Origin of the sequence: Nonomuraea sp. NPDC049504, assembly GCF_040676845.1 — a bacterium.
In the GTDB taxonomy this organism is placed as follows: domain Bacteria; phylum Actinomycetota; class Actinomycetes; order Streptosporangiales; family Streptosporangiaceae; genus Nonomuraea; species Nonomuraea salmonea.
Genome location: NZ_JBFAPT010000007.1, coordinates 88,375 through 111,882, shown reverse-complemented (window position 1 = coordinate 111,882; position 23,508 = coordinate 88,375). Strand labels below are relative to the sequence as shown.

Here is a 23,508-nt window from a genome sequence, read left to right as displayed (position 1 = left end):
TACTGGGTGTGGACGATCCCAAAGAGCGATTCACCGCGCTGTACGACCGGTACTACCGGAACGTGCTGGGCTACGTGCTGCTCCGCGTCGAGCAGGCCGTGGCGGAGGACGTGTGCAGCGAGACGTTCCTCGTGGCCTGGCGGCGGCTCGACGAGCTGCCCGAGCAGGTGCTGCCCTGGCTGCTAGGCGTCGCCCGCAACAAACTCGCCAAGCAACGTCAGGTACGGCACCGGCGGCAGGACCTGGTCGAGCGGATCGCGGCGCTGACCAGCGAGCACGAGCACCTCGCCTGGGACGTCGCCGAGCACGTGGTGGACCGGGAGCAGGCCGTCTCCGCCCTGCGCGCCCTTCCGGAGAAGGACGTGGAGGCGATGATCCTGGCCACCTGGTACGGCCTGACGCCCGACCAGGCAGCGACCGTCCTGGGCTGCTCGGCGCGGACGTTCAACGTCCGGCTGCACCGGGCGCGCAAGCGGCTCAGCGGCGCCCTCAGCCGCCAGGCCGCCCGGTCACCAGCGCCACCTCCGGCACGACCGCCGCGCAGCCGATTCGCCGAGGAGAGCTGACGTGCGCAAGACCATTCGTAGGGGGAGAACATGACCGATCGTACGTTCGCCCGGCTCAAGCCCGACAAGCTCGACGAACTCGCCGAGGACAGCTACGAGCGGCGCCGCGGCGCAGACCTGGCCCGCGCGTTCGCCGACGACCGGCGCCCGGCCCGCCGTCCCGTGTTCCTGCCGGCGGCCGGCGCGATCGCCGCGGGCGCCGCCGTCGTCGCGACCGGCGTGCTCGTCGTCACTCCGCCCCCGGCCGCCCCGCCCGCCGGCACGCCGCCCTTGAATACCCCGGCCGCCCGGCAGGTCCCGTCCGGCGACCCGGAGGCGTCGCCGGCCACCAGGATCGACGCCCGCGCCTTCCTGCTCGCCGCCGCCGACACCGCGCTGCGCGAGCGGCCCACGTCCGGCGCCTACTGGTACGTCCGCCAGCGCACGACCTCCCCCACCGGCTACTGGCCCAAGGAGTTCTGGGACGGGGTGAGCAAGCTCCAGCGCCAGGAGCAGGCCGAGATCGACAGAACCGGCGCCGAGGACGACGAGCTGATCGCGATCAACGAGAAGTACAACAAGAAACTGGCGGACCTGCGCGAGCGCGTCTACCCCGACGGCCCCCCGTTCAAGGCGTACGTCGTCGAGTCCGAGGAGCGCTGGCGGCCCAAGAAGGCGGGCGGCACCCACCGCACCAGGCGCACCGACCGCGAGGTCGTCTTCCCCACGCCGCAGGACGAGGCCGCCTGGCGCAAGGAGGGCTCGCCCAAGCTCCTCCAGGACCGCCCTGAGAACGTCGACGACACCCTGCCCAGGCCGCTGTCCATCGAGAACATGGACATCACCATGCAGAACGTCGGCGACCTCCCCCAGTCGAAGAAGGCGCTGGCCGCCCAGCTGAAGGCGCAGTTCAAGCGCTTGCCCGAGGACGGCAAGGAGTTCGACCTCTACCTGTGGCAGACCACCGTCGACCTGATGACCGCCCCGACCACCCCCGGCACCCGCGCCGCGATCTTCCGCATCCTCGCCGACCAGCCGGGCATCCGCTCGGCCGGCGAGGTCGAGGACGCCGCCGGCCGCGAGGGTGTCGGCCTGGAGGTGGACGGCGATGACGGCTACGAGTTCCGGCTGGTCGTGGATGAGAACACGGCGGAGCTGCTGGAGTACTCGGTGGCGGAGCAGGGCGAGGACACCACGAAGGTGACCTTCGAGGAGTCCGGCTGGACCGACGAACTGGGCGAGCGCCCCCAGAGCTGACCCCTCGGAACAGGGAAGGCGCGCCCCGCTAGGGTGGGGGGCGCGCCGGCGCCGGCGCTGGTTCGAGGAAGGGCTGGGGAGCACGATCCGATGACTGAGCTGGTGACCTTCGGTGAGACCATGGCGCTGTTCGCGGCGCGCCGCACGGGGCCACTGCGCTTCGCCCGCGACTTCGACCTCGGCCTGGGCGGCGCGGAGTCGAACGTCGCGATCGGCGTGTCCCGGCTCGGTCACGCGGCCACGTGGGTGGGCCGGGTGGGCGCCGACGAGTTCGGCGACCTGATCAGGTTCACGCTCGCCGGCGAGGGCGTCGACGTGCGGGCCGTCCCCGACCCCGACGCGCCCACCGGGCTGATGATCAAGGGCAGGCGCACCGCCGACCTCATCGACGTGCGCTACTACCGCAGGGACAGCGCGGGCTCGCGGCTGCGCGCCGGCGACCTCGACCCCGCCCTCATCAGGTCGGCCAGAATCCTGCACGTCTCCGCGATCACTCCCGCCCTGTCGGCGTCGGCGCGCGAGGCCGTACGCCACGCCATGGCCGTCGCCAGGGACGCCGGGGTGCCGATCTCGCTGGACGTCAACTACCGGCGGGCGTTGTGGAGCCCCGAGGAGGCCGGGGCGTGGCTGCGCGAGGTGATCGGCGAGGTGGACGTGCTGTTCGCCACCGAGGCCGAGGGCCGGCTGATCGCCGACGTCGAGGGCGCCGATGAGCTGGCCGCCGAGCTGGCGGACCGGGGGCCGAAGCACGTGCTGATCAAGTTCGGCGCCGAAGGGGCCATGGAGCTGTCCGGCGGGGCGGTGCTGCGGGCGGAGCCGTACCAGGTGACCGAGGTCGACTCGGTCGGCGCGGGCGACGCGTTCGCGGCGGGCTGGCTGGCCGACTGGCTGGCCGGGGCCAAGCCCGCCGACCGGCTGGCCACGGCGTGCGCGGCGGGGGCGTTCGCGGTCACCTCGCAGGGCGACTGGGAGAGCCTGCCCCGCCGGTCCGACCTCGACCTGCTCCGCAAGCCGGCGGACGGTGTGAGTCGTTAGTGCGTACGTGACCAAGCCTTAACATGTGGGGCATGAGACGCCCCCTGGGAGACCTCGAGTCCACGATCATGGACAGGATGTGGGCCTACCGCAGGCCCGCCTCCGTCCGCGACGTGCTCGAAGACCTCCGCAAGGAGCGCGAGATCGCCTACACCACGGTCATGACCGTGATGGACAAGCTGCACACCAAGGGCCTGCTGCGGCGCGAGCCGGTCGGGCGGGCCTACGTGTACGAGCCGATCGCCACCAAAGAGGCCTACACCGCCGAGCTGATGCGCCACGCGCTGGCGGCCAGCGGCAACCAGGCCGCCACGCTGGTCCACTTCCTCGAACGGCTCACTCCCGAGGAGGCGACCGCGCTGGAGACGGCGCTCCAGGTCGTGCCGCCCGGCAGCCGCCGCGCCTAGCCGATCCTCCCTTGTTTTCGTCCCTGCCTCGCGGGCAGGCGGACTGGACTACGCAACGGGGAAGGAAACGGCACGATGACCGACGTTTCGGGCCAAGGCTCACAGCCGGAAGACCAGCGCCCCATCCTCACCAACCGGCAGGGGCATCCGGTCTACGACAACCAGAACCAGCGGACGGTCGGCCCGCGCGGCCCGGCGACGCTGGAGAACTATCAGTTCCTGGAGAAGATCAGCCACTTCGACCGCGAACGCATCCCCGAGCGCGTCGTGCACGCGAGGGGCACGCTCAGCTACGGCTACTTCGAGTCGTACGGGAAGATCGGCGACAAACCCATCGCCCGCTACACCAGGGCCAAGCTCTTCCAGGAAGAGGGCAAGCGCACCGACGTGGCCGTGCGCTTCTCCACGGTGATCGGCGGCCGTGACTCCGCCGAGACGGCCCGCGACCCGCGCGGCTTCGCCGTCAAGTTCTACACCGAGGACGGCAACTGGGACCTCGTGGGCAACAACCTGGCCGTCTTCTTCATCAGGGACGCCATCAAGTTCCCCGACGTGATCCACGCGCTCAAGCCGGATCCCGTGACGTTCCGCCAGGACCCGAACCGGATCTTCGACTTCATGTCGCAGACGCCGGAGAGCCTGCACATGCTCGTCAACCTGTTCAGCCCGCGCGGCATCCCGGCCGACTACCGGCACATGCAGGGCTTCGGGGTGAACACCTACAAGTGGGTCAACGCGCAGGGCGAGTCGCGGCTGGTCAAGTACCACTGGATGCCCAAGCAGGGCGTACGCAGCATGACCGAGGCCGACGCCGCCGCCGTCCAGGCGCACGACCTCGGCCACGCCACCAAGGACCTGCACGACGCGATCGAGCGCGGCGAGTTCCCCGAGTGGGAGCTGCTCGTGCAGATCATGACCGACGACGAGCACGCCGAGCTGGACTTCGACCCGCTCGACGACACGAAGGTCTGGCCGGAGAATGAGTTCCCCGCGCTGCCCGTCGGCCGCATGGTGCTGAACCGCAACGTGGACAACCAGTTCGCCGAGAACGAGCAGTCCGCGTTCGGCACCGGCGTGCTGGTGGACGGCCTCGACTTCTCCGACGACAAGATGCTCATCGGCCGGACGTTCTCCTACAGCGACACCCAGCGCTACCGGGTCGGGCCGAACTACCTGCAGCTCCCGGTCAACCAGACCAGGGCCGAGTGCCGGACCAACCAGCGCGACGGCCAGATGACGTACTTCGTGGACACCGGCGGCGAGGACCCGCACATCAACTACGAGCCGTCACTGCGCGACGGGCTGCGCGAGGCGCACTATCCGCACCCCGACGAGGTGGGCCCGGTCGTCTCCGGCCGGCTGACCCGCAAGCGGATCCCGCGGACCAACGACTACACGCAGGCCGGGCAGCGGTATCTGCTCATGGAGGAGTGGGAGCGCGACGACCTCGTCCGCAACTTCGTCACCAACCTCAAGCAGTGCGACCGCGCCATCCAGGAGCGCATGGTCTGGCACTTCCTGCTCGCCGAGGACGACCTCGGCCTGCGCGTCGGCGAGGGCCTCGGCATCACGCCGGACGACGTGGCCCACCTGGAGCCGCTGCAGAGCCAGGACCTCACCGACGAGGACCGCAACCGGCTCGCCAAGCTGGGCAGGAACGGCCCTCGCGACGTCGAGAACCTGAAGATGACCCACTGCGTGCCCGACGAGCGGGCGGTGCACGCGGAGTCGTAGCTCACCAGGTGCGAGCGGGCCCTCGGTGCGGGGGCCCGCTGCCCGCGCGTCAGGCCGGCCAGCGCTCCACCCGCCGCCACCGCCCGCGCCAGTCGCCGAACCACTGCGCGAACCACGGATGCGCCCCCGCCAGCGGCATGACGTACGCCACCGTCTCCAGGTAGTAGCGCCGCTGGAACCGCCACGGCATCCGCTGCAACTCCTGCACGTTGCTCACCCGGTCGGCCAGCTTGACCAGCACGGCCTTGGGCGGCGCCTTCACCAGCGAGGCGAGATAGTCGGCCTTCGCGCCGCCCGGCGGCTTCGTCACCCACCGCACCAGCGCTCCCACCTCGGGCCCGAACCTGCGCGCCACCTCCGCCTCGGTGCAGGGCGTGTCCTCCAGGACGTCGTGCAGCACGATCGACACCAGCACGTCCCTGTCGCTCAGCCCCGCGCCGCGCACCGCCACCTCCAGCGCCTCCAGCAGATGCTCGAGGTACGGCCGCCCCGTGGGCCGCTGCTGCACCCCGTGCCGGCGCCGGGCGAAGGCGACCGCGTCACGCAGGGCGTCCACGGTGCGCTCCGGGAGCGCCGCGGCCAGCGGGCCCTCCGCGTGCGCCCAGGACGGCCAGCTCGTGAAGATCTCCATCCCGCTCCTTCGTCTGTGATCGTGCCGCGAGCGTGTCCTAGGGTGAGAATATGGCCGAGATCGCGGTGCCCGACGGGCAGTGGACGTTCAATGGGGAATTACTGCGGATCGTCCCTGGCAGCGACAAACGCGTCGATGAACTGCGCAGGACGCTCGGCGAGGTCGAGGTGCCGCTGGAGGCCATCGCGGGAGCGGCGTTCGAGCCAGGGCGCAAGGGCGGCCACCTCCGGTTGCGGCTGCGCAAGGGGGCCGACGCGCTGTCCGACGTGGTGGCGGGGGCGCTGGCGGCGCCGGCCGATCCGTACCGGCTGGCCGTGCCCAAGGCGCGGGCCGGCGCGGCCGAGTACTTCGCCGACGAGGTCCGCGACACCCTGCGGGTCTTCGAGACGCCCAGCGGCCCCTGCGACGCCTACCTCCTGCGCGTCCCCGACGTCCCCATCACCGCAACGGCCGGCGACGGCCAGGTGTTCTTCGACGGCGAGCGCATCCGCCTCGAGTGGACCGGCTGGGCGAGCAGCGACAAAGAGAAGATGGGCACGCAGGAGTTCCCGCTGACCGACGTGGCGAGCGTGGAGTGGAAGCCGCAGTCCGGCATGGGCTACGGCACGCTGCGCTTCCGGGTCAAGGGCGGCGGGCCGTCCCTGCCGCCGCAGAAGGACCCGCGGTGTGTGGCGTGGAGCGTGCAGCGCTTCGGCGGCACCACCGCGCTGGTGGCCGCGGCCGTCCTGGCCCGCCTGCCCCGCGAGCTGCCCGAGCTGCCGCCCGCGCCGGCCCCCGACGACGACGTCCACGACGCGGTGCTGCGCCGCCTGGCCGAGCTGGGCCGGCTCCACCAGTCGGGCGTGCTGACGGACGACGAGTTCGCCGCCGCCAAGCAGGCCATGATCCGCCGCCTCCAGGAGTCGTAGCGGTGGCATGAGAGGCTGCGGTGACCCCGACATACCGATGAGGAGCTGGTCATGGTGACACCTGACGAGGAGCGCCTGCTGCGCCGCGCGATCGAGCTGGCCGCCGAGGCACGGGAGGGCGGCAACCCGCCGTTCGGCTCGCTGCTGGCCGCCGCCGACGGCACGATCCTGGCCGAAGAGCGCAACAGCTCGCTGACCGACCACGACATCACCGCCCACCCCGAGCTGAAGCTGGCCCGCTGGGCCGCCCGCGAGCTCGACCCCGGGACGGCCGCAGCCACCACGATGTTCACCAGCTGCCAGCCCTGTGGCATGTGCGCCGGCGCCATCGCCCGCTCGGGCCTCGGCCGGGTGGTCTACGCCCTGTCGGGCGAGCAGCTCGACGGCCTCAAGCCCCCGGGCACCGCCTTCACCGACCCGCCCGCCTCCGGCCCCGCCCTGTACGACGAGGCCCGTATCCCCGTCGAGGGCTATTACCGCTAGGCAGGAGACGACCCTTCGCTTACGATCGACTACGCAAAGTAACGTTCGATCGTTCGTCCAGGAGGGGCAATGTCCAAAAGGATGTGGATGGCGGCGGCCGGCGCGCTCGCACTGCTGACGACGGGACTCACCGCGTCACCGGCCGCCGCGGCCACTCACCTCAACTGCCACACCTTCGTCCACGAGAACGACCGCGACCTCGGCATCGCCTCCTGCTCCAACCCGACGGGCGGCACCTGGATCTTCCGCGCCGTGGTGGTCTGCGGCCGCGCCCCCGACGTGGTCGGCGAATGGGTCCGCCTCACCCCCGGCGCATCGGGCCAGTCCCAGGGCTACTGCGGCGGCATCTTCACCAGCGGCGTCGGCGCAGTGGGCGTCGACGAACGCCCGGCCTGACGGACGAAGAGGCGAGAGCACAGCACAGCCCGCACCGGCGAGATCTCCACAGCAAAAGCCCCAGCTCAGTGTGCTGAGCTGGGGCTTTCCGTGGTGCGCCGCCAGGGACCGTCCGTACTCACGAGCCATCATGCCGCACGATCTCCATGGAACTTCAGTTGACAAACTGTACTTGCAAAAGACAAGCTTACTGCTCGTTCGGCCAGCCGGCCGGACCGGCCCGCCCGTAATCCATGGAGCACGTAGCCCTCATGACGCACACGATCCCGTCCTCAGCCGCCCCCATCCGTCCCGCGCGGACAACTCGTCCGGCAGCCCGCCTCTTGCTCGCGTGCGGTATCGCCGCGGGTCCCCTGTTCCTCACGGTCGGCGTCCTTCAGGGCGTGTTCCGCGACGGCTTCGACTTCACCCGCAACGCCATCAGCCAGCTCAGCCTCGGTGATCTGGGCTGGATCCAGGAGACCAGCTTCGTACTCACCGCAGCGCTGATCATCGCCGGCGCGATGGGGATGCGGCGGACGCTGGACGGCGGGCCCGGCAGCACCTGGGCGCCCAGGCTCATCGCGGTGTTCGGGACCTCGTTCCTGGTCAGCGCGGTGTTCCCCGCTGACCCTGGCGCGGGCTTCCCCACCGACGCCCCTGAAGGCCCCGGCGTCTCAATCAGCACCAGCGGCATCGTCCACATGCTCGGCGGCATGGTCGGCTACCTGGCGCTGTGCGCGGCGTTCTTCGTGCTGGCCCGCCGCTTCTCGGGCCAGGGCCGACGCGGCTGGGCGGCGGCCTGTCGGATCGTTCCGTTGGCGGTCCTGGCCGGCTTCGCCGGATCCGCGACCAGCGTGCTGGCCTTCTCCACGGGGGCGGCGCTGGGCCTGCTGTGGCTCACCGCGACAACCGCACGGCTCGCCACCGCGCCGACGGCCGAACGGTGAGCACGAACCGCCGACACTCCCACTGGCCGGCCTGCCCGAACGCAGCTGAACAAGCAATATGCGAACGCATGACAGACCTCGTGGCCGCGAGGGGGCACGCGTACGAGATCCGGAGTGACGATGAGCATGGCGAGCCTGGGGTTGACCGCCGAGCAGGAGCGTCTCTATCGCTACCTGCTGCGCCATCCCCGTGCGGACCCAGAGGCGGCCGGGGCCGAGCTGGTGATGCCCGGCGTGCGGCTGGTGCTGGCGGAGCTGCGTTCGCTTGAGCTGGTGGACGGCACGCTGACCGCGCTCCCTCCGGCCGCCGCAATCGACGTACTGGTACGGCGGCGCATCGAGCAGACACAGCGCCAGCTCACTGAGCTGACCCTCGCCTGGGACGTGCTCACCGAGCTGACGGAGGAGCACCGTAGCGGCCGGCCGGTCCAACTGGTCGAGCACATCCCTGAGGGCGCGGCTGTCACCCGTCGCATGCGTACGATGCTGGCCGCCGACCCCGGCGAGTTCGCGCACCTGAAGATCAGCGCCATCAACGCCTCGCCCGGCTACGACGACCGGCCGTTCCGACGGCTGCTGGCGCGCGGGTTACGCAGTCGCACCCTGTTCCCCGCGGACACCTTGGAGAACCGGGACGAGGAGTCGCACGCGCGGACCTTGCACGCCCTGGGCGACCTGCACCGGGTGACCACCGAGCCGGTGCGGCACCTGGCCATCGTCAACCGCACGATCGCCTTCGTCCAGGCCGACCCCGCACGGGCGAGTGCGGGGGCGTTGCAGATCCGGCAGCCCGGCGTGGTGATGATGCTGGCGGACGTCTTCGACGGCATGTGGGCGCGAGCCCGTGACCTGGATGACCTGCCGCTGTCACCGATCGAGCAGCAGGTCCTGCACGCGCTGACCCGGCACGACAACGACGAGGCCGCCGCCCGGTCGATCAGCGTGTCGGTGCGCAAGTTCCGCGCGCACGTGGCGGAGCTGATGGCCCGCCTGGACGCGGCCACCCGCTTCCAGGCGGCCCTGCGCGCCAAGGAACGTGGCTGGCTGTAGGGGCGGGGCCGGCCGTGATCAGGGCCGGACCCAGGGCTTCGTGGAAGCGGCCAGGTGCCGGGTTGTCGATGGGCGCGCTGCCGGACGTGGTGGCCGAGGCGCCTGCCGTACCGGGTGGGGCGATGATGACGGCAGCGGCCGTCCGGCGAGCGTCCTGATCACGAAGGTTGCGCTCTGAATGCGGGGGCGTGGGTGGTAGCCCACTGTGTGAAGGTGCGGGGCGGGCGGCCGGTGAGGTTCTCCACGGTGGGGTGGACGGTGGTCTCGTCGATGATGTGGCCGCGGTAGAAGCTGAAGAACGCCTGCACGTATGCGATCGGTGTGGTGGCGCTCATCCGCGTCCAGGCTTCCTCGTCGGTCAGCGCCTCGAAGCGCAGATCGCGGTCGAGTGCCCGACCGAGGATATGGAGGCGCTCGGCGGGTAGCAGGGCCTCGGGGCCGCTGAGGGAGTAGGCGCGTCCCTCGTGTGCCGGCTCCAGCAGCGCCTTGACGGCCACCGCCGCGATGTCGGCCGGGTCGATACTGGCGATCGGCACGTCGCCGAAGGCGTCGCTCACGACGTCGCCCGCTCGCAGTTGGGGCAGCCAGCGCAGGGTGTTGGACATGAAGGCGGCCGGCCTCAGGAACGTCCAGGCCAGACCGGACTCGCGGACGGCCGTCTCGGAGTCGATCATGTAGGCCGAGACGGCGTTGGCGGAGTCGGTGGCCACGGCGGCCTGGCTGGACAGCAGCACCACCCGCTCGACCCCGGCGGCGGCGAACTCGGCGGCCAGCCCGCGCATGTCGCGATAGCCCGGTAGCAGGAACACCGCCCGCACCCCTTCCAGCGCGGGACGCAGCGAGGCGGGGTCGTCCAGGTCGGCCCCGGCGGTCCGCGACAGGCCGCGCACCGGGACGCCGGCCGCGGTGAGCTGGGCGAGCACCTCACGGCCGACGTTGCCGGTGGCTCCGGTGACGAAGATCATCGCAGCGTCCTGCGGAAGTGCGCGGCCACGGTGTCGGCCGAGACCGTCACCTGCGGTTCCTGGTCGTAGAAGTCGAACTGGGTGCCCTGGGTCCACAGGATGTCCTTGGGCCCGGCCAGCCCGGTGTGGAAGCGGCGCGCACCGTCGGGGATCGCGGCGTCCTGGCTGTGCACGAGCAGGGTGGGCTGGGTGATCCGCGAGGCCAATGCGATGGAGTCGTAGGTGAGCCAGTCCGGCCACGCCATCACCGCGAACCGGTTGGGCCAGGCCGGGATGCCGCCGCGGGCGGGATCGAGGTAGAAGTCGATGGCGTACGGCATGGCCGCCCGCGGGTCCGTGGCGCTGACCACCGGCACGTAGTCGATCTCACCGGTCTCGTCGTAGCGTGAACGGGCTTCCCGCCCGGCCTTGATCTTCTCGGCCACCGCCGCCGCGCCCCCGTAGGCGGCCTCGCAGATGGCGGCGTCATGCAGCCAGGGCGCCACCAGCGCCAGCGAGGTGACGCGGGGATCGTGCGCGGCGGCGTCGGCCATGTACATCGCCGCCGCGCAGATGCCCAGAGCACCCACCCCGTCGCCCTCGACCGCCGGGTGGGCGGTCAGGAAACCGGCCGCGTGGCGGATGTCGCGGACCTTGCGTGCCGGGTTCTCCACCTCCCGCGGCTCACCGCCTGAGGCGCCGAAGCCGGTGAAGTCGAACGACAGCGCCGCGAAGCCGCGCTCGGCCAGGCGCTGCGCGTAACGGTCGGCCATCAGCTCCTTGACGCTGGTCCAGGTGCCCGCCACCACCACGCCCGGAGCCCGTTCCACCCCTTCGGGCAGGAACAGGTTGCCGGCCAGGGTGACGCCGTCGCTGTCGAAACTCACGTTCACGCGTACTCCAAGGTCGCTTGGGTGATCAATCCATCGGTGATGTCGAAGTGGTAGTTCGCGCGGAAGCCGCCCACGCCTCCGGGCTGGAAGCGGACCAGCATGCTCACCCCGCCCGCGCGCGGCGTGCTGCCGAGCAGCTCGTACACGCCGCCGATGACCTCGTCGGCCGCCCATCGGCGGATGGCGTCGCGGCCGCGGATCTCCCGGCCGACGTCGACGACCAGGCCGTCGGGCGCGAAGGCGGCGGCCAGCGCGTCGGCGTCCCGCGCGGCCACCGCGTCCAGGTAACGCCGCGCCGCCGGGTTCAGCTCACGCCGTTCCGCCGGGTCCGACCGGCCGGGTGAGGCGGCCGGGTCCGGCCGACCGGGTGAGGCGGCCGGGTCCGGCCGACCGGGTGAGGCGGCCGGCGCGGCCGGAGATTGGGCGGAGCCGGCGGCACCCGCGCGCAGGAAGTCGCTGCCGGCCACGGCTGCGATGCCGCCGACGACGAGGACGGCCACCGCCGTACCGGCGATGACGGGACCCGTCCTCACCGCACGCCGTCGTTCCAGGCCGCGGCCATCACGACCGCGGTGATCCGCCAGCCGCTGCCGGTGCGCGCCAGCTCGAAGCGGTACGTGCCGCCCAGCGTCCACGAGGTGTCATCGCTCTTGCGATGGGTGGCCTGGAAGGGGGCGGTGCACAACGCGGTGTCGCCGTCGACGACGACCAAGGGGTGGCTCAGCAGGTGCTGGGTGGCCGCGTAGCCGCCGAGCACGGCCTGCCAGCCGCCGACGATCTGCGCCGGGGTGAGCGTGGCCGGCTCGCCCCCGTCAAGGCTCGTATAGTCGAGGGTCACCTGGTCCGCGAACACCTCGGCCAGCTCGGCCCACTGCCGCTGGTCGGCATGCCAGGCCATCTTGACGCAGGTGTCGATGACGTCGAGTCGTTCCATGCGTCCAAGAATGTCGGCCTCGTTCGCCCGGCTGGGAGAGGGAAAAGTTGCAGCGTCGGCTGCAGGTGCCTGCAGCCGACGCCTGCCTCGGCATGGCCGCAACCGGCTCTTCGCCTCTCCTCCACCCAGGCCGGGCCAGTGCCGGCGGCCCGTTCGCCCGGATGGCCTCCGAGCAACCGGCGAGCGACCAAGGGGCTGTCTCGGCACCGCCCGAGAACCTCCCAACCGAAAAACCTCAGCTCAGCGTGCTGATCTGAAGTTTCTCTGTGCCCCAGAATGCCACCACGTACTGACGTGTGCCACGTGCCGCGGCTGGTCCGCGACAGGCAGCATCTCCTTGGGGATGACGCCACCGCCGCGAGCGGGCGGTGCGCGCCGGCCGGAGCGCGATCTTGCCTGCGACAGGAATACCGCCGCTGGGTGCCGACCGATTCGTGTCCGGCCGGCGCCACCGCCATTTCTACATGGGGGTGAATCGTACGGGTAGCGTCGTGAGGCCGCGTAGGAAGTCGCCTGGCTTCCAGTGCAGGCCGACGGTCGGACCGGTCAATTGGAGGTCGGGCAGCCGCGTGAGCATGGTGTTGATGGCGATGCGTGCCTCGAGACGGCCGAGCGGAGCGCCCAGGCAATGGTGGATGCCGTGCCCGAACGCCAGGTGAGTGGGGCCCGTCCGGTCAAGGATGAGACGGTGGGGTTCGGCGAAGATCTCCGGGTCCCGGTTCGCTGCGGCGATCTTCAAGATGACCCGGCTACCCGCAGGGATCGTCATGCCGTCGATGTTGATGTCTTCGAGTGCGATGCGGGGAGTGGCATGCTGGACCGGCCCGTCCAGGCGCAGGAACTCCTCGACGGCGGAGGGCAGCAGGTCGGGCCGGTCCCGCAGGAACCGGTACTCGTCGGGGTTGGCGAGCAGCGCCAGCATGGCGTTGCCGATCAGGTTGACGGTGGTCTCGTGTCCGGCCCCGAGCAGCAGGAACACCGTGGCCACGAGTTCTTCCTCGCTCAGCGCGTCATCGCCGTCTCTGGCGTGGATGAGGGCGGTCAGCAGGTCGCCGCCGGTGTCCTCGCCTGAGCCTCGTTTGGTGTCGATCAGCGTCTGGATGTAGTCGTTGAGCGTTTTGAGCGCCCGGCCCACGATGACGTCCGCGTCTGGGGCCTCGGCCGGGGTGAGGGCGGCGGTGAACCAGTCGCTGAACGTGGTGCGGCCGGTCGCCGGCACGCCGAGAAGCTCGCAGATGACGGTGGTGGCCAGGGGGAAGGCCACGTCGCCGATCAGGTCCGCCTTTCCCTGGGGGCAGATGCCGGCGATCAGCGCGTCGGTGATCTGCTGGATGCGCGGCCGGAGGGCGGCCACCTGCCGTGCGGTGAAGGCCTTCTGCGCGAGTTTGCGGAGTCTGGTGTGGTCCGGGGGGTCGGTGTTGAGCATGTGCCGGCCGCCGAAACCCGCCTGGCCGTCAGGGGGCGCACTGGACAGCCTGGCATCGGTCAGCAGAGTGCGTATGGTCTTGTATCCCTCGATCACGACGGTCTGTCTGTCGGTGCTCATGCCGTTGCCTCTCGTGCCTTGGGGCGGTTGACGGTTCGGGGCAGCAGCGCCAGCAACGCCACCAGGACGAGGCCGGCTGGCGCGCCCCAGAACAACACGTCCGGGATGGCACCGGCGGTCGCCTGGGGGGCCGGGGCCTGCCCTTGGAGTTCGCGGGTGAGGAGGCTGCCGAAGAGGGCCACGCCGAGCGAGAGACCCAGGCCGCGGACGGACACCGCGGCGGAGGTGGTGGCGGCCAGGTCTGCAGCGGAGACGGCGTTCTGCGCGACAACCACGAGGTTCTGCATCAGCAGCCCGAAGCCGACGCCGAGCACGCCGATCTCTACGGCGAGCAGGGCGTAGGGGGTGTCGGGCTGAAGCAGGCTGAGCAGGGCGAATCCCAGGACCGCGATCAGTGAGCCGGCGAGCAGGTAGGGCTTGAACCGGCCGCTGGCGCCGATGCGGGCGCCGGCCAGCGAGGAGACCACCATGAACGTCAGGACGTACGGGTTGAGCGCCAGCCCCGCCTGGGTGGCTCCCATGCCGTAGGTGGCCTGCAGGTAGGTGGGCAGGTAGACGATCGATCCGCCGAGCAGCGCGCCGAGCAGCGCGGTGGCGGGCAGCGCGACGCGCAAGGTGGGGTCGGCGAACAGCCGTAGCGGCAGCAGCGGGTTGGCCGCGCGTCGTTCCCGCCACACGAACAGCGCTCCCAGCACTACCAGGGCAGCGATCAGTGTGAGGATGACGCCGGAGTTCCACGCGTACGTGCGGCCGCCCCATTCGGCCACCAGCAGCAGGCTCACGGTCGCGCCGGCGATCAGCACGGCCCCGGCGAAGTCGATCCTGCCGTCCCCGCCGGTCCTGGGCAGCCGCAGCGCGAACGCCACCAGCGCCATGGCGAGCAGGCCGAGCGGCAGGTTGATGTAGAAGATCCAGCGCCAGCCCCAGGCGTCGGTGATCGCGCCGCCGGCGAGCGGGCCGCCCACGCTGGCGAGAGCGAAGACGCCGCCGGTGAAACCCTGGATCCGGCTGCGCAGGCGGGGTGGGTACAGCTCGGACAGCGCGATCGTGGGCAGCACGAACAGCGCTCCTGCGCCTATGCCCTGCACGGTCCTGGCCGCGATCAGCTGGGGCATCGTCTGGGTCAGACCGCACAGTGCGGAGCCCGCGACGAAGACGGCGACCGCGGTGAGGAACACCGTACGTCGGCCGAACCGGTCGCTGAGGCGGCCGTACAGGGCTCCGGTCGCGGTCGAGGCCAGCACGTACGAGGTGACGACCCAGCCGATCGCCTCCATGCCGCCCAGGTCGGCGGCGATGTCGGGCAGGGCGATGGCCACCACCGTCTGGTCCAGCACCGACAGCAGCATGCCGATCAGCAGGCCGGCCGTGGCGAGCGGCACATTGCCGCCGTCCTTCGACGGGAGGCCGGTGGCGGTCTGCGTGAGATCCGCGGACACCGTGATCAGCCCCTTGCCTGCGCGAACGGGCTGGGCAGGTCGAAGTCGGCGCTCAGCAGGTCCTGGTCGATGACCGCTGCGGCGAGGGTGCCGCCGGCAGCCGCGGCGATGACCGCGGCCATCGGCACCGGCATGCTGGCCCGGCGCGCCATGTCACCTGCGGCGTACACGCCGGGCACACTGGTCTGGCCGAACTCGTTCACCTCCACGCACCCGTCGGCGAAGGTCGCGCAGCCCAGGCGGGCGGCGAGGTCGGAGCGCTGGCGCGGCACGCTGACGACGAACACCGCGTCTCGGGCCAGGGATGGGCCGGTCTCGAACACGATCTGTTCCAGCCGTCCGTCCGTGCCCTCCAGGCGGGCGACGGCCTCGCAACGCACGCCGACACCGTGCCTGTCCAGCGTGGCCTGCGCCGCGGGGTCGAGCGGCCAGCCGCCGGTGCAGAGTGTGACGTCGGCGGCGAACCGGCTCAGCTGCAGCGCCAGCCGTACTCGGGCCGGGTCCGTGCCGAGCACGGCGACCTGCTGGCCGGTGCATTCGTAGCCGTGGCAGTAGGGGCAGTGGAAGGCGGAACGGCCCCACAGCGCTTGCACCCCGCGCGGGCCGGGAAGCTCATCGGTCAGCCCCGTGGCCAACAGCAGCCGCCGTGCCTGCGCCGTTTCACCTCCGGACAGGTCCAGTCGGAAGTCGTTCCCGTCCAGCACGCGGACGTCGGTGACCGTCCTCGTCCTTGTCTGTAGCGCCGGGTATCCGGCCAGTTCCTCGCGGCCGAGCTTGCGCAACTCGGCGGGTGGCGTGCCGTCCCGGGTGAGGAAGTTGTGTACGTTCTCGGCGGCGATGTTGCGGCCTTCTCCGGCGTCGACCAGTAGCACCGTCCGGTGAACCCGTCCCAGGGCCAGCGCGGCGGCCATGCCGGCCGGGCCTCCCCCGACAATGACGACGTCGAACATCTCTTGCCTCCATAAAGCGCGATCGCTTGACGTGAAGGCAAGTCTGCAAGTTAATGTCAACATGAAGTCAAGTGACTGGATGCGGATCGGGGAACTCGCGGAGCAGTTCAACCTCGCCCCACATGTCCTGCGCCACTGGGAGGCCATGGGTCTTCTGGCCCCCACCACCAGAGTCAACGGCCGCCGCCGCTACACCCGCGACCACGTCGTCCGCGTCCTGACGATCGTTCGCGCCAAGGCAGCGGGCATGAGCTTGGAGCAAATCCGGGAGATCCTCAGCGTCTCCGGACAGGTCGAGCGCCAGGCCCTCCTCCAGCAGCACCACGCGGAACTGGAACGCCGGCTACAGGAGATATCGGCCTCCAAGGCGCTGATCGAGCACCTGATGCAGTGCACCGCAGACGACTTCACCCGATGTCCTGTCTACCGGCGGATGGCGGAGAGCACGGCCGGACTCCACAACCTCGGCAAGGACGGCTGCGTGATCTGAAACGCCGCCTGTCCTCCCGTCAAGAAGGCCCCGGCGGCCCGCTGCGGAACGTGATCCGCGAGCCGCAGCCCGCCTGGGAGCCGCTTCACGGCAACACACAAACCGCCGAGCCCGACCAAGCCCAGCCGTTGTAGGTTTCCACCGCGTCGGTCGCGGCCGAGCCTGTGGGTTGAGGTTGATGGTGTCGACGTAGGAAGTGGACGGCGACGATGTGCTCGGCCTGCGCAGCAGATGGATCGACCTCGCCCGAGCCGCTCCGAGAACCAAGAAACCCCAGCTCAGCGCACTGAACTGGGGTTTCTCCGTGGTGCGCCGCCAGGGACTCGAACCCCGGACCCGCTGATTAAGAGTCAGCTGCTCTGACCAACTGAGCTAGCGGCGCAACAGGGATAACTGTATCAGCCGCCAGACAGTGTCCGCGCCGCCCAGGCGCTCTTCCCTACGTCAGGCGGGCCGAGAGCTTCTCGTACGTCCCCAGCACCAGGTCCCAGAAGGCCGGGACGTCCATCGCCGTGGCCACCAGGGCGTTCGCCTGGCGTGCGTCGACGCGGAAGTCGGTGACCGTCATGCCCCTGGTGTACTCCCCTGCCGTCTCCACCTTCACCACGGCGGGCACGCAGGTGAACAGGCTCGGGCGCAGCACGTACGCCACCGCGACGGCGTCGTGGATCGCCGGGCCGCCCTCGGCCGAGACCACCCCGTAGTACTGGGCGGCCGGCACCAGCAGGTCCGACAGCCGGCCGAGCGGGCGCATCCGGTCGAGCACCTGCGAGGTCACGGCGGCGGTCAGCGTGACGTCCAGGCCGAACATCTTGACCGTCCACCCGGCCTCGAACACGATCGCGGCGGCCTCGGGGTCGGCCAGCATGTTGAACTCGGCGGCCGGGTTGTGGTTGCCGCGGGTGTACGAGCCGCCCATGATGACAAAGTCGCGGGCCCACTCGACGATGCGGGGCTCGCGGCGTACGGCGAGAGCGATGTTCGTCAGCGGCCCGACCGCGACCAGCGTGATCTCGCCGGGCGCGGCCCGCAGCGTCTCCACGATGAAGTCGACCGCGTGCCCCTCCGACGGCCCCCGCGAGGGGGCGGGCAGCACCACGTCGCCGAGCCCGGTCGGCCCGTGCACGTCGGTGGCCCTGACCGTGCGCCGCAGCAGGGCGCCCGCGCTGCCGGGCGTCACCGGCACGTCGCCGAGCCGCAGGAACTCGCGCAGGGCGAGGGCGTTGGCGGTGGTGAACTCCACGTCGACGTTCCCGCCGACGGTGGTGATGCCCACCAGGTCGATGTCGTCCGCCGAGCCGGCGGCCAGCGCGAGGGCGAGTGCGTCGTCTATGCCCGGGTCGCAGTCGATGAGAACTTTCTTCACTCATCGGAGCTTACGCATGGATCGGGCCGGGCAGTTCCCCCAAATCTGCCCGGCCCGATCGGTTGCGGTCCAGGCCGGCGCTTTCCCCCAAAAACGCCGGCGGTCCCGCACTTTGCGAACCGCGGTCCCCCTCCGCGCTCGCATCGGTGAAGGTCCTCGTGGTCAGTCGCCAGTGCTCCTGACCTGCTCCTACGCTACCGAGACGAATGCAACGGTCGCGTCATAACGGGGTCGAATATCTGTTTAATCCACCTACGGAAGCTCCAACCGAACTTCGGTGCCGTCCTGCAGTGATCTGCTCACCGTGCAGTACTTCTCGTGCACCCGGTGGGCGACCGCCTCGAACACCTCGCCGGCCTCCTCCGACGGGAGCTCGACGTCGTACGTGACCGTCACCGACCCCAGCTTGTTGGGCTCGATCTTCTCCGACTCGACGGTCATCGCCAGGCGCACGAGCCGGTGACCGCGCTTGGCGGTGAGCGGCTCGACGGTCACGATGTTGCACCCGCCCACCGCCGCCAGCAGCAGCTCGACCGGAGTGAACACGCCCTCCTGGTCTCCGCCGCCTATCGACACCTCGGCGCCGCGGGCGTTGGTCGCCCGGAATCCGCCCTCTTCAGTCCGCTCCACGCGCACGTTAGCCATGTTTCTAGACCCTACTCAGAATGCTTTCATGTTCGATCCGCAAGGTTGATGACATGGCTAGCGAGGCGAATGCTCATCAGGGGCCGATCCTCTTCTGGAGCGGCGTCGCGGTCGCCGAGTTCGGGGCGATCCATCCGGGTTCCGGCCATCCGCCGGCTCCTGCCTACACCGCCGCGGCGCTGCTCGTCGCGGTCGGCTTCCTCACCGTCGTGGCCACCGACCACCTCCCCACCGAGGAGGCCAGGCAGCGCCTGCGGCTCGGCGGCTATCTCGCGGGCGCGCTGCTGGTGGCCCACCAGTTCAGCGTCACCACCCAGGCCACGGGCTTCGCCCGGGTGGCCTCCCTGCTCCTGTACGCGGCCGCCGCCGTGACGGCCGTCCTGAGCCACCGCGTCCCCGGCCCCAGGCGGCCGATCCTGCTCATCGCGACCGGCCTCGACCCCCGCGAGCTGGGCGAGCGCCTGGCCGGCGAGCCGGACACCGTCGCGGTCTATCGGACCGAGCGGGTCACCGACGAGCTGCGCGAGCTGCAGTCTCGCCACGGCGTCATCCTCGTGGTGGGCGCCGAGCACGATCCGCGCGTCAAGGAGCGGGTGAGCGCGTCCGGGCTCGGGCGCGAGGTCCCCGACATCGCCGAGCGCGAGGTGGTGGTGGCCGGTCCGCGCCGCTTCCAGCGGTACGTCGGTGGCGCGCTGTCCCGCCTGGCGGTGCCCAGGTCACAGGTTCATTTCAGATCTGAGCTCAAGGCTTAGGCTGAGCATACGAGCGATCTGACAACGTGGGCGACGGACAAGGAGGCAAGATGACGACTTCCAAGGTCACCGGGTCCGTGACGACTTCCAAGGTCACCGAGTCCGACACGACTTCCCATATTGCAGAAGCCCCGACGGCGTTCCCCGGCAGCAGCCGGGTCGAGACGGTCATGGGCCGGCCGGTCACCATCGACATCCGCACCCCCCTTCCCGCTCGCGAGCTGACCCCGCTGCTGGACGACGCGTTCGCCTGGCTGCGCTGGGTCGAGGACACCTTCAGCCCCGGCAAGGAGGACAGCCAGATCAGCCGCCTCAACAGGGGCGGCACCATCAAGCAGGTCCCCGAGCTGATCGAGGTGCTGCACCGCTGCGAGGAGCTGAGCGAGGCCACCGGCGGCTGGTTCGACGCCCGCATCAACGGCGTCACCGACCCCTCCGGCTACGTCAAGGGCTGGGCGCTGGAGCGCCTGTCGCGCGCGCTGGTGCAGGCGGGCGCGGGTGACCACCGCATCACGGCGGGCTACGACGTGCGGGTGCGCGGCTCGGCCGCTCCGGGCAGGCGCTGGCGGGTGCCGGTGCGTGACCCGCGTACGGGCGAGGTCCGCAGGATGGTGCGGGCCCACGATCTCGGCATCGCCACCTCGGGCGGGTCCCGCGTGGTCGACCCGCACACCGGCGAGGTGCGCGACGCGCTGGGGGCGGTCACGGTCATCGGCCCCGACCTGGGGCTCGCCGACGCGTACGCCACCGCCATGTACGCCATGGGCCCCGTGCGGGCCCGCCGCTACGCGACCGAGCTGGCCGGGAAGGGTCCGTACGAGACGCTGATCGTGCTGCACGACGGCCAGGAGCTCACCACGCCGGGCTTCGCGACGTACGGCGGCCCGAGGGAACGCCTCGCCGGCTGAGCCGCACCTCCCACGCGTTCAGGCGTCAGGATGTTTGCGCAGATAGTCGAGGTAGACCGGGCGCAGCGCTTCGCCCAGCTTGCCCTCGCCCGCCGCGAGGGCGTCGCTGAGCAGCGCGGAGACCTGGCTGAGGTCGTTGGCGGACTCCGTCGAGTGTCCGCTGGCGGCCTCGGCGGCCGGGATCACTTTCAGCAACTCCCATAGGAACCCCAGGTCCCCGTGGCGTACGGCGTAGCGCACCGCCCGGTCGTGCAATTCGGCGGCCGGCAACGACTCGAGCCCGTTCGTGTCCATGTCGGTTCCTCCCCTGCACGCCTCTTCCCCGCGTCGTCCGGCGATAACCGGTGACCACCCGGCGACTACGGAAAGTGATCGGCGGGCATCGTTCTGACGGCGCCCCTATCGAGCACTGATCTCAAGTGGGAGGATCAAGCAGCGTGAGATTCATCATCAGAACGCTCGCAGCGGCAGTGGCGCTGTGGGTGGCCATCCAGTTCCTCGACGGCATCTCCGTCGACGCCCCCACGAACTCGGCCAGATACTGGGGCGTCCTGCTCCTGGTGGCGTTGATCTTCGGTGTCGTCAACGCCATCGTCAAGCCGATCGTGAAGGCGCTCGGCTGCGCGATCATCGTCCTGACACTAGGCCTGTTCCTGCTCATCATCAACGCGGCGATGCTGCTGCTGACGAGCTGGATCGCGGGCGAGCTCGGCATCCCCTTCCATGTCGACAACTTCTACCCGGCCGCCTTCTGGGGCGCGATCATCGTCAGCGTGGTGAGCTGGGTGCTCAGCGCGTTCATCCCCGACGGAGACTGATCCCCACGTTCATGGAGCTCGACGGTGCCGGCCTGACGTGCGCGCGGGTGCACGAGGCCGCCTACGGAGGAGCCCGGGTCGCGATCGTCTCCCTCGATCGGGCCCGGGCCGCGTGGGCCACCGCCCAGGAGCTGACCAGGCCGGTGTACGGCAGGAGCACGGGCGTGGGCGCGAACCGGGACGTCCTGCTGGAGGGCGGCGGCCTCGACCTGCTGCGCAGCCACGCGTGCGGCGCGGGTCCGCGCGTCGATCCTGGCCGGGCCAGGGCGATGCTGGTGGTGCGGCTCAACCAGCTGCTCGCGGGCGGCTCGGGCGTGGACCCGGGGGTGTGCGAGGCGCTGGCGTACGCGATCAACCACGGCTTCACGCCGCCGCTGCGCACGTACGGGGCGATCGGCACCGGTGATCTGACCGCGCTGTCCACGACGGCGCTCTGCCTGCTCGGCGAGCTGCCCTGGGACAGCGCGGAGCCGGCGGACGAGGAACCACCGCGCTACCCGCTCGCCTCCAGCGACGCGCTGCCGTTCATCAGCTCGGGCGCGGCCACGCTGGCCGACGCCGCCCTCGCGGTGCACCGCCTGCGCACGCTCATGGAGGCCGCCATCGGGGTGGCCGCCATGTCGTTCGCCGCCGTGGACGCCTCGGCCGAGCCGCTGGCCGCCGTCGTGCAGGAGGCGCGCCCGCATCCCGGCCAGGCGGCGGTCGCCGCGGCGCTGCGCGGGCTGGTGTCGCACGAGCCGAGCACCCGCGTCCAGGACCCGTACGGTTTCCGCGCCTTCGCCCAGGTGCACGGCGCCGCCGTGGACGCGCTCGGCAGGGCGGTCACCGCGATCGAGACCGACCTCAACGCCGCCGCCGAGAACCCGCTCTTCGCCGGCTCACTCGCCTGGCACAACGGCAACTTCCACTCCGCGCCCGTGGCGCTGGCGCTGGACGCGCTGCGCCCGGCGCTCGTGCAGGCGGCGCAGCTCAGCGCCGCCCGCCTGGCCACGCTCATGGACCCGGCCTACACCGGCCGGCTGCCCTTCCTCGCCGACCGTCCCGGCGCGTCGGGCATGCTGATCCTGGAGTACGTCGCCCAGGACGCCGTCGCCGAGCTGCGCCATCTCGCCCAGCCGGTGACGACGGGCACGGCGGTGGTCTCGCGCGGCGCCGAGGATCACGCCGGGTTCGCCACCCAGGCGGCCCGCCACACCCTGCGCTGCCTTGAGCCGCTGGAGATCGTGCTGGCCTGCGAGCGTACGGCCGCCGCTCGCGCGCTCGACGCCCCCGCTCCCGACCGCCCGCTCACCGCGGACCTGGAGGAGTCGCGCCGGGCCCTGACGGGAGCCTGAACGTCAGGAGCCTGAACGTCAGGAGCGCTGAGCCACCGAGCCGCGCTCGCGCAGCGTCGGCTTCTGGACGACGCGCCGCCGGCGCGCGCCGCCGTCGGCCGCCGCCGAGATGAGCCGCACGGCGGCCCTGACGATGCCGTCGATGTCCCAGTCGACGGTGGTGAGTCCCGGGCTGAGCAGGCCCGACATCGGATGGTCGTCGTAGCCCATGACGGACACGTCACCGGGGATCGACAGCCCGAGGTCGGCCGCCGCCGCGTAGACGCCGTAGGCGATGGAGTCGCTGAAGCAGAAGACGGCGCTCGGCTGCTCGCCCGACAGCACGCGGTGGGCGGTCGCGGTGGCGCCGGCCAGGTCGTGGGGCGCGGTGGTGAGCTCGATGTCGAGCCCGAGCCGCTCGGCCTCGGCCGTGACGTGGACGTCGGCGGGCCGGTCTGGCGTGCTGGGCCGGGTGGGCGTGAGCACGGCGATGCGGCGGTGGCCGAGGGCGCGCAGGTGCTCAAGGGCGAGCGTGACGCCGCGCCGGTTGTCGAAGACGACCTCGCCCGCCGTGCCGGCGATGGAGTCGCCGATGGCCACCACCGGCACCGACTCGCACAGCTCGGCCCAGAACGCGGCGGCGGGATCGACGGGCTGCACGATCATGCCATCGACGCGCTGGTCGCGCAGCTGCCGGCCCAGGGCGCGCTCGCGGGCGGGGTCGCCGACCGCGTCGAGGATCAGGGCGTAGCGGTCTTTCTCCCGCAGGCCCCTGCTGATGCCCACGGCCAGCGACTGCTGCCACAGGTCCTCCAGCGAGCCGCAGAGCAGGCCGATCATGCCGGTGCGCCCGCTGGCCAGGGCTCTGGCGATGGGGTCGGCCTCGTAGCCGAGCTCGGCGGCGGCGGCGCGGACCCGCTCCATGGTCTCCTCCGACACCTGGAGGCCGCGCAGCGCGTAGGAGACGGCCGCCGGTGACAGACCCGTGGCCTGTGCCACCTCACGGATCGTGGCTCTCTTCCGAGGCATTAGGCCAGCCTATTGCGTGTCACCGACAGAAGCCGTTTTCCCGCCAGCGCTTGTCGGTCTTGTGGCGGGGGCGCCCATTGACAGCCCTCTGGTGAAGCGGTTCACT

Annotated in this window: 27 protein-coding genes and 1 tRNA gene; 15 read left to right on the top strand and 13 right to left on the bottom strand. The window is 71.0% G+C overall.

Annotation, left to right across the window (positions count from 1 at the left end; translation table 11 throughout):
* The first annotated feature begins 8 nt into the window (after nt 1-8).
* The 5 genes from AB0K28_RS15775 (at nt 9) to AB0K28_RS15755 (ending at nt 4,978) form a co-directional block, all read left to right on the top strand.
* Nucleotides 9-566 (top strand): sigma-70 family RNA polymerase sigma factor, encoded by a 558-nt coding sequence (locus tag AB0K28_RS15775; RefSeq protein ID WP_364369914.1) that lies wholly within the window; start codon nt 9-11, stop codon nt 564-566.
* A gap of 30 nt (nt 567-596) precedes the next feature.
* Nucleotides 597-1,802, top strand: coding sequence for a hypothetical protein (locus AB0K28_RS15770; protein WP_364369911.1), 1,206 nt, complete (start codon nt 597-599; stop codon nt 1,800-1,802).
* A gap of 90 nt (nt 1,803-1,892) precedes the next feature.
* Nucleotides 1,893-2,837: a sugar kinase gene (locus tag AB0K28_RS15765; protein ID WP_364369908.1), complete on the top strand. Its 945-nt coding sequence runs from the start codon at nt 1,893-1,895 to the stop codon at nt 2,835-2,837.
* Nucleotides 2,838-2,869: 32 nt separating this feature from the next.
* Nucleotides 2,870-3,244: a BlaI/MecI/CopY family transcriptional regulator gene (locus tag AB0K28_RS15760; RefSeq protein ID WP_355426844.1), complete on the top strand. Its 375-nt coding sequence runs from the start codon at nt 2,870-2,872 to the stop codon at nt 3,242-3,244.
* 75 nt (nt 3,245-3,319) lie between these two features.
* Nucleotides 3,320-4,978, top strand: a complete 1,659-nt coding sequence (locus AB0K28_RS15755; RefSeq protein ID WP_364369904.1) for a catalase — start codon at nt 3,320-3,322, stop codon at nt 4,976-4,978.
* 49 nt (nt 4,979-5,027) lie between these two features.
* Here the strand turns inward: AB0K28_RS15755 and AB0K28_RS15750 are convergent, their stop codons facing one another.
* Entirely contained in the window at nt 5,028-5,609 is a 582-nt protein-coding gene (locus AB0K28_RS15750; protein ID WP_364369901.1) for an HD domain-containing protein, read from the bottom strand.
* 50 nt (nt 5,610-5,659) lie between these two features.
* Here AB0K28_RS15750 and AB0K28_RS15745 point away from each other — a divergent pair, with 50 nt between their 5' ends.
* From AB0K28_RS15745 to AB0K28_RS15725, 5 genes are all read left to right on the top strand, one after another.
* Nucleotides 5,660-6,517 (top strand): DUF4429 domain-containing protein, encoded by an 858-nt coding sequence (locus AB0K28_RS15745; RefSeq protein ID WP_364369898.1) that lies wholly within the window; start codon nt 5,660-5,662, stop codon nt 6,515-6,517.
* Between the two features lie 51 nt (nt 6,518-6,568).
* Nucleotides 6,569-7,000: a nucleoside deaminase gene (locus AB0K28_RS15740; protein WP_364369895.1), complete on the top strand. Its 432-nt coding sequence runs from the start codon at nt 6,569-6,571 to the stop codon at nt 6,998-7,000.
* Between the two features lie 69 nt (nt 7,001-7,069).
* Nucleotides 7,070-7,396, top strand: a complete 327-nt coding sequence (locus AB0K28_RS15735; RefSeq protein WP_364369893.1) for a hypothetical protein — start codon at nt 7,070-7,072, stop codon at nt 7,394-7,396.
* Nucleotides 7,397-7,647: 251 nt separating this feature from the next.
* Nucleotides 7,648-8,325, top strand: coding sequence for a DUF998 domain-containing protein (locus AB0K28_RS15730; RefSeq protein WP_364369890.1), 678 nt, complete (start codon nt 7,648-7,650; stop codon nt 8,323-8,325).
* Nucleotides 8,326-8,445: 120 nt separating this feature from the next.
* Nucleotides 8,446-9,375, top strand: a complete 930-nt coding sequence (locus AB0K28_RS15725) for a hypothetical protein (RefSeq protein ID WP_364369887.1) — start codon at nt 8,446-8,448, stop codon at nt 9,373-9,375.
* A gap of 158 nt (nt 9,376-9,533) precedes the next feature.
* On the opposite strand, the gene AB0K28_RS15720 is transcribed toward AB0K28_RS15725, so the two are convergent.
* From AB0K28_RS15720 to AB0K28_RS15690, 7 genes are all read right to left on the bottom strand, one after another.
* Nucleotides 9,534-10,340 carry an NAD(P)H-binding protein gene (locus AB0K28_RS15720; RefSeq protein WP_364369884.1) on the bottom strand — a complete coding sequence of 269 codons (807 nt, stop codon included), beginning with the start codon at nt 10,338-10,340 and terminating at the stop codon, nt 9,534-9,536.
* Nucleotides 10,337-11,212 carry an alpha/beta fold hydrolase gene (locus AB0K28_RS15715; RefSeq protein ID WP_345389030.1) on the bottom strand — a complete coding sequence of 292 codons (876 nt, stop codon included), beginning with the start codon at nt 11,210-11,212 and terminating at the stop codon, nt 10,337-10,339. Before AB0K28_RS15715 ends, AB0K28_RS15720 begins: the two co-directional genes overlap by 4 nt.
* Nucleotides 11,209-11,745, bottom strand: coding sequence for a nuclear transport factor 2 family protein (locus tag AB0K28_RS15710; RefSeq protein WP_364369881.1), 537 nt, complete (start codon nt 11,743-11,745; stop codon nt 11,209-11,211). The genes AB0K28_RS15715 and AB0K28_RS15710 overlap by 4 nt, the downstream gene beginning before the upstream one ends.
* Nucleotides 11,742-12,146, bottom strand: coding sequence for a nuclear transport factor 2 family protein (locus AB0K28_RS15705; RefSeq protein ID WP_364369878.1), 405 nt, complete (start codon nt 12,144-12,146; stop codon nt 11,742-11,744). Before AB0K28_RS15705 ends, AB0K28_RS15710 begins: the two co-directional genes overlap by 4 nt.
* 460 nt (nt 12,147-12,606) lie before the next feature.
* On the bottom strand, nt 12,607-13,692 hold the full coding sequence (locus AB0K28_RS15700) for a cytochrome P450 (protein ID WP_364369875.1): 1,086 nt from the start codon (nt 13,690-13,692) through the stop codon (nt 12,607-12,609).
* Complete coding sequence (locus tag AB0K28_RS15695) at nt 13,689-15,131, bottom strand: MDR family MFS transporter (protein ID WP_364369872.1); 1,443 nt, start codon at nt 15,129-15,131, stop codon at nt 13,689-13,691. Before AB0K28_RS15695 ends, AB0K28_RS15700 begins: the two co-directional genes overlap by 4 nt.
* A 5-nt stretch (nt 15,132-15,136) precedes the next feature.
* Nucleotides 15,137-16,081: an NAD(P)/FAD-dependent oxidoreductase gene (locus AB0K28_RS15690; protein WP_364369869.1), complete on the bottom strand. Its 945-nt coding sequence runs from the start codon at nt 16,079-16,081 to the stop codon at nt 15,137-15,139.
* 61 nt (nt 16,082-16,142) lie between these two features.
* Between AB0K28_RS15690 and AB0K28_RS15685 the strand changes: the two genes are divergently transcribed.
* Entirely contained in the window at nt 16,143-16,571 is a 429-nt protein-coding gene (locus tag AB0K28_RS15685) for a MerR family transcriptional regulator (protein WP_364369867.1), read from the top strand.
* Between the two features lie 305 nt (nt 16,572-16,876).
* Here AB0K28_RS15685 and AB0K28_RS15680 read toward each other — a convergent pair.
* The 3 genes from AB0K28_RS15680 to AB0K28_RS15670 all read right to left on the bottom strand — a co-directional run bounded on the left by AB0K28_RS15680 (nt 16,877) and on the right by AB0K28_RS15670 (nt 18,582).
* Nucleotides 16,877-16,953: transfer RNA gene (locus AB0K28_RS15680), tRNA-Lys, on the bottom strand.
* A 57-nt stretch (nt 16,954-17,010) separates the two neighbouring features.
* Nucleotides 17,011-17,937 (bottom strand): nucleoside hydrolase, encoded by a 927-nt coding sequence (locus AB0K28_RS15675; RefSeq protein ID WP_364369864.1) that lies wholly within the window; start codon nt 17,935-17,937, stop codon nt 17,011-17,013.
* A 252-nt stretch (nt 17,938-18,189) separates the two neighbouring features.
* Nucleotides 18,190-18,582 carry an OsmC family protein gene (locus tag AB0K28_RS15670; RefSeq protein WP_345389046.1) on the bottom strand — a complete coding sequence of 131 codons (393 nt, stop codon included), beginning with the start codon at nt 18,580-18,582 and terminating at the stop codon, nt 18,190-18,192.
* Nucleotides 18,583-18,635: 53 nt separating this feature from the next.
* Between AB0K28_RS15670 and AB0K28_RS15665 the strand changes: the two genes are divergently transcribed.
* Nucleotides 18,636-19,334 (top strand): hypothetical protein, encoded by a 699-nt coding sequence (locus AB0K28_RS15665; protein WP_364369861.1) that lies wholly within the window; start codon nt 18,636-18,638, stop codon nt 19,332-19,334.
* Between the two features lie 50 nt (nt 19,335-19,384).
* On the top strand, nt 19,385-20,242 hold the full coding sequence (locus AB0K28_RS15660) for an FAD:protein FMN transferase (RefSeq protein WP_364369858.1): 858 nt from the start codon (nt 19,385-19,387) through the stop codon (nt 20,240-20,242).
* 18 nt (nt 20,243-20,260) lie between these two features.
* Here AB0K28_RS15660 and AB0K28_RS15655 read toward each other — a convergent pair whose 3' ends face one another.
* Nucleotides 20,261-20,536, bottom strand: a complete 276-nt coding sequence (locus AB0K28_RS15655; RefSeq protein ID WP_345389051.1) for a hypothetical protein — start codon at nt 20,534-20,536, stop codon at nt 20,261-20,263.
* A 143-nt stretch (nt 20,537-20,679) separates the two neighbouring features.
* Between AB0K28_RS15655 and AB0K28_RS15650 the strand changes: the two genes are divergently transcribed.
* Nucleotides 20,680-21,060, top strand: coding sequence for a phage holin family protein (locus AB0K28_RS15650; protein ID WP_364369855.1), 381 nt, complete (start codon nt 20,680-20,682; stop codon nt 21,058-21,060).
* 11 nt (nt 21,061-21,071) lie between these two features.
* Nucleotides 21,072-22,394 (top strand): aromatic amino acid ammonia-lyase, encoded by a 1,323-nt coding sequence (locus AB0K28_RS15645; protein WP_345389054.1) that lies wholly within the window; start codon nt 21,072-21,074, stop codon nt 22,392-22,394.
* An 18-nt stretch (nt 22,395-22,412) separates the two neighbouring features.
* On the opposite strand, the gene AB0K28_RS15640 is transcribed toward AB0K28_RS15645, so the two are convergent.
* On the bottom strand, nt 22,413-23,372 hold the full coding sequence (locus tag AB0K28_RS15640; RefSeq protein ID WP_345389056.1) for a LacI family DNA-binding transcriptional regulator: 960 nt from the start codon (nt 23,370-23,372) through the stop codon (nt 22,413-22,415).
* Nucleotides 23,373-23,508 lie beyond the last annotated feature (136 nt).

What these genes read in the sequence shown, in the direction of transcription:
- AB0K28_RS15770 (WP_364369911.1), top strand. Translation starts at nt 597, where the DNA reads ATGACCGATCGTACGTTCGCCCGGCTCAAGCCCGACAAGCTCGACGAA.
- AB0K28_RS15765 (WP_364369908.1), top strand. Translation starts at nt 1,893, where the DNA reads ATGACTGAGCTGGTGACCTTCGGTGAGACCATGGCGCTGTTCGCGGCG.
- AB0K28_RS15760 (WP_355426844.1), top strand. Translation starts at nt 2,870, where the DNA reads ATGAGACGCCCCCTGGGAGACCTCGAGTCCACGATCATGGACAGGATG.
- AB0K28_RS15755 (WP_364369904.1), top strand. Translation starts at nt 3,320, where the DNA reads ATGACCGACGTTTCGGGCCAAGGCTCACAGCCGGAAGACCAGCGCCCC.
- AB0K28_RS15750 (WP_364369901.1), bottom strand. Translation starts at nt 5,609, where the DNA reads ATGGAGATCTTCACGAGCTGGCCGTCCTGGGCGCACGCGGAGGGCCCG.
- AB0K28_RS15745 (WP_364369898.1), top strand. Translation starts at nt 5,660, where the DNA reads ATGGCCGAGATCGCGGTGCCCGACGGGCAGTGGACGTTCAATGGGGAA.
- AB0K28_RS15740 (WP_364369895.1), top strand. Translation starts at nt 6,569, where the DNA reads ATGGTGACACCTGACGAGGAGCGCCTGCTGCGCCGCGCGATCGAGCTG.
- AB0K28_RS15735 (WP_364369893.1), top strand. Translation starts at nt 7,070, where the DNA reads ATGTCCAAAAGGATGTGGATGGCGGCGGCCGGCGCGCTCGCACTGCTG.
- AB0K28_RS15730 (WP_364369890.1), top strand. Translation starts at nt 7,648, where the DNA reads ATGACGCACACGATCCCGTCCTCAGCCGCCCCCATCCGTCCCGCGCGG.
- AB0K28_RS15725 (WP_364369887.1), top strand. Translation starts at nt 8,446, where the DNA reads ATGAGCATGGCGAGCCTGGGGTTGACCGCCGAGCAGGAGCGTCTCTAT.
- AB0K28_RS15720 (WP_364369884.1), bottom strand. Translation starts at nt 10,340, where the DNA reads ATGATCTTCGTCACCGGAGCCACCGGCAACGTCGGCCGTGAGGTGCTC.
- AB0K28_RS15705 (WP_364369878.1), bottom strand. Translation starts at nt 12,146, where the DNA reads ATGGAACGACTCGACGTCATCGACACCTGCGTCAAGATGGCCTGGCAT.
- AB0K28_RS15700 (WP_364369875.1), bottom strand. Translation starts at nt 13,692, where the DNA reads ATGAGCACCGACAGACAGACCGTCGTGATCGAGGGATACAAGACCATA.
- AB0K28_RS15690 (WP_364369869.1), bottom strand. Translation starts at nt 16,081, where the DNA reads ATGTTCGACGTCGTCATTGTCGGGGGAGGCCCGGCCGGCATGGCCGCC.
- AB0K28_RS15685 (WP_364369867.1), top strand. Translation starts at nt 16,143, where the DNA reads ATGAAGTCAAGTGACTGGATGCGGATCGGGGAACTCGCGGAGCAGTTC.
- AB0K28_RS15670 (WP_345389046.1), bottom strand. Translation starts at nt 18,582, where the DNA reads ATGGCTAACGTGCGCGTGGAGCGGACTGAAGAGGGCGGATTCCGGGCG.
- AB0K28_RS15665 (WP_364369861.1), top strand. Translation starts at nt 18,636, where the DNA reads ATGGCTAGCGAGGCGAATGCTCATCAGGGGCCGATCCTCTTCTGGAGC.
- AB0K28_RS15660 (WP_364369858.1), top strand. Translation starts at nt 19,385, where the DNA reads ATGACGACTTCCAAGGTCACCGGGTCCGTGACGACTTCCAAGGTCACC.
- AB0K28_RS15655 (WP_345389051.1), bottom strand. Translation starts at nt 20,536, where the DNA reads ATGGACACGAACGGGCTCGAGTCGTTGCCGGCCGCCGAATTGCACGAC.
- AB0K28_RS15645 (WP_345389054.1), top strand. Translation starts at nt 21,072, where the DNA reads ATGGAGCTCGACGGTGCCGGCCTGACGTGCGCGCGGGTGCACGAGGCC.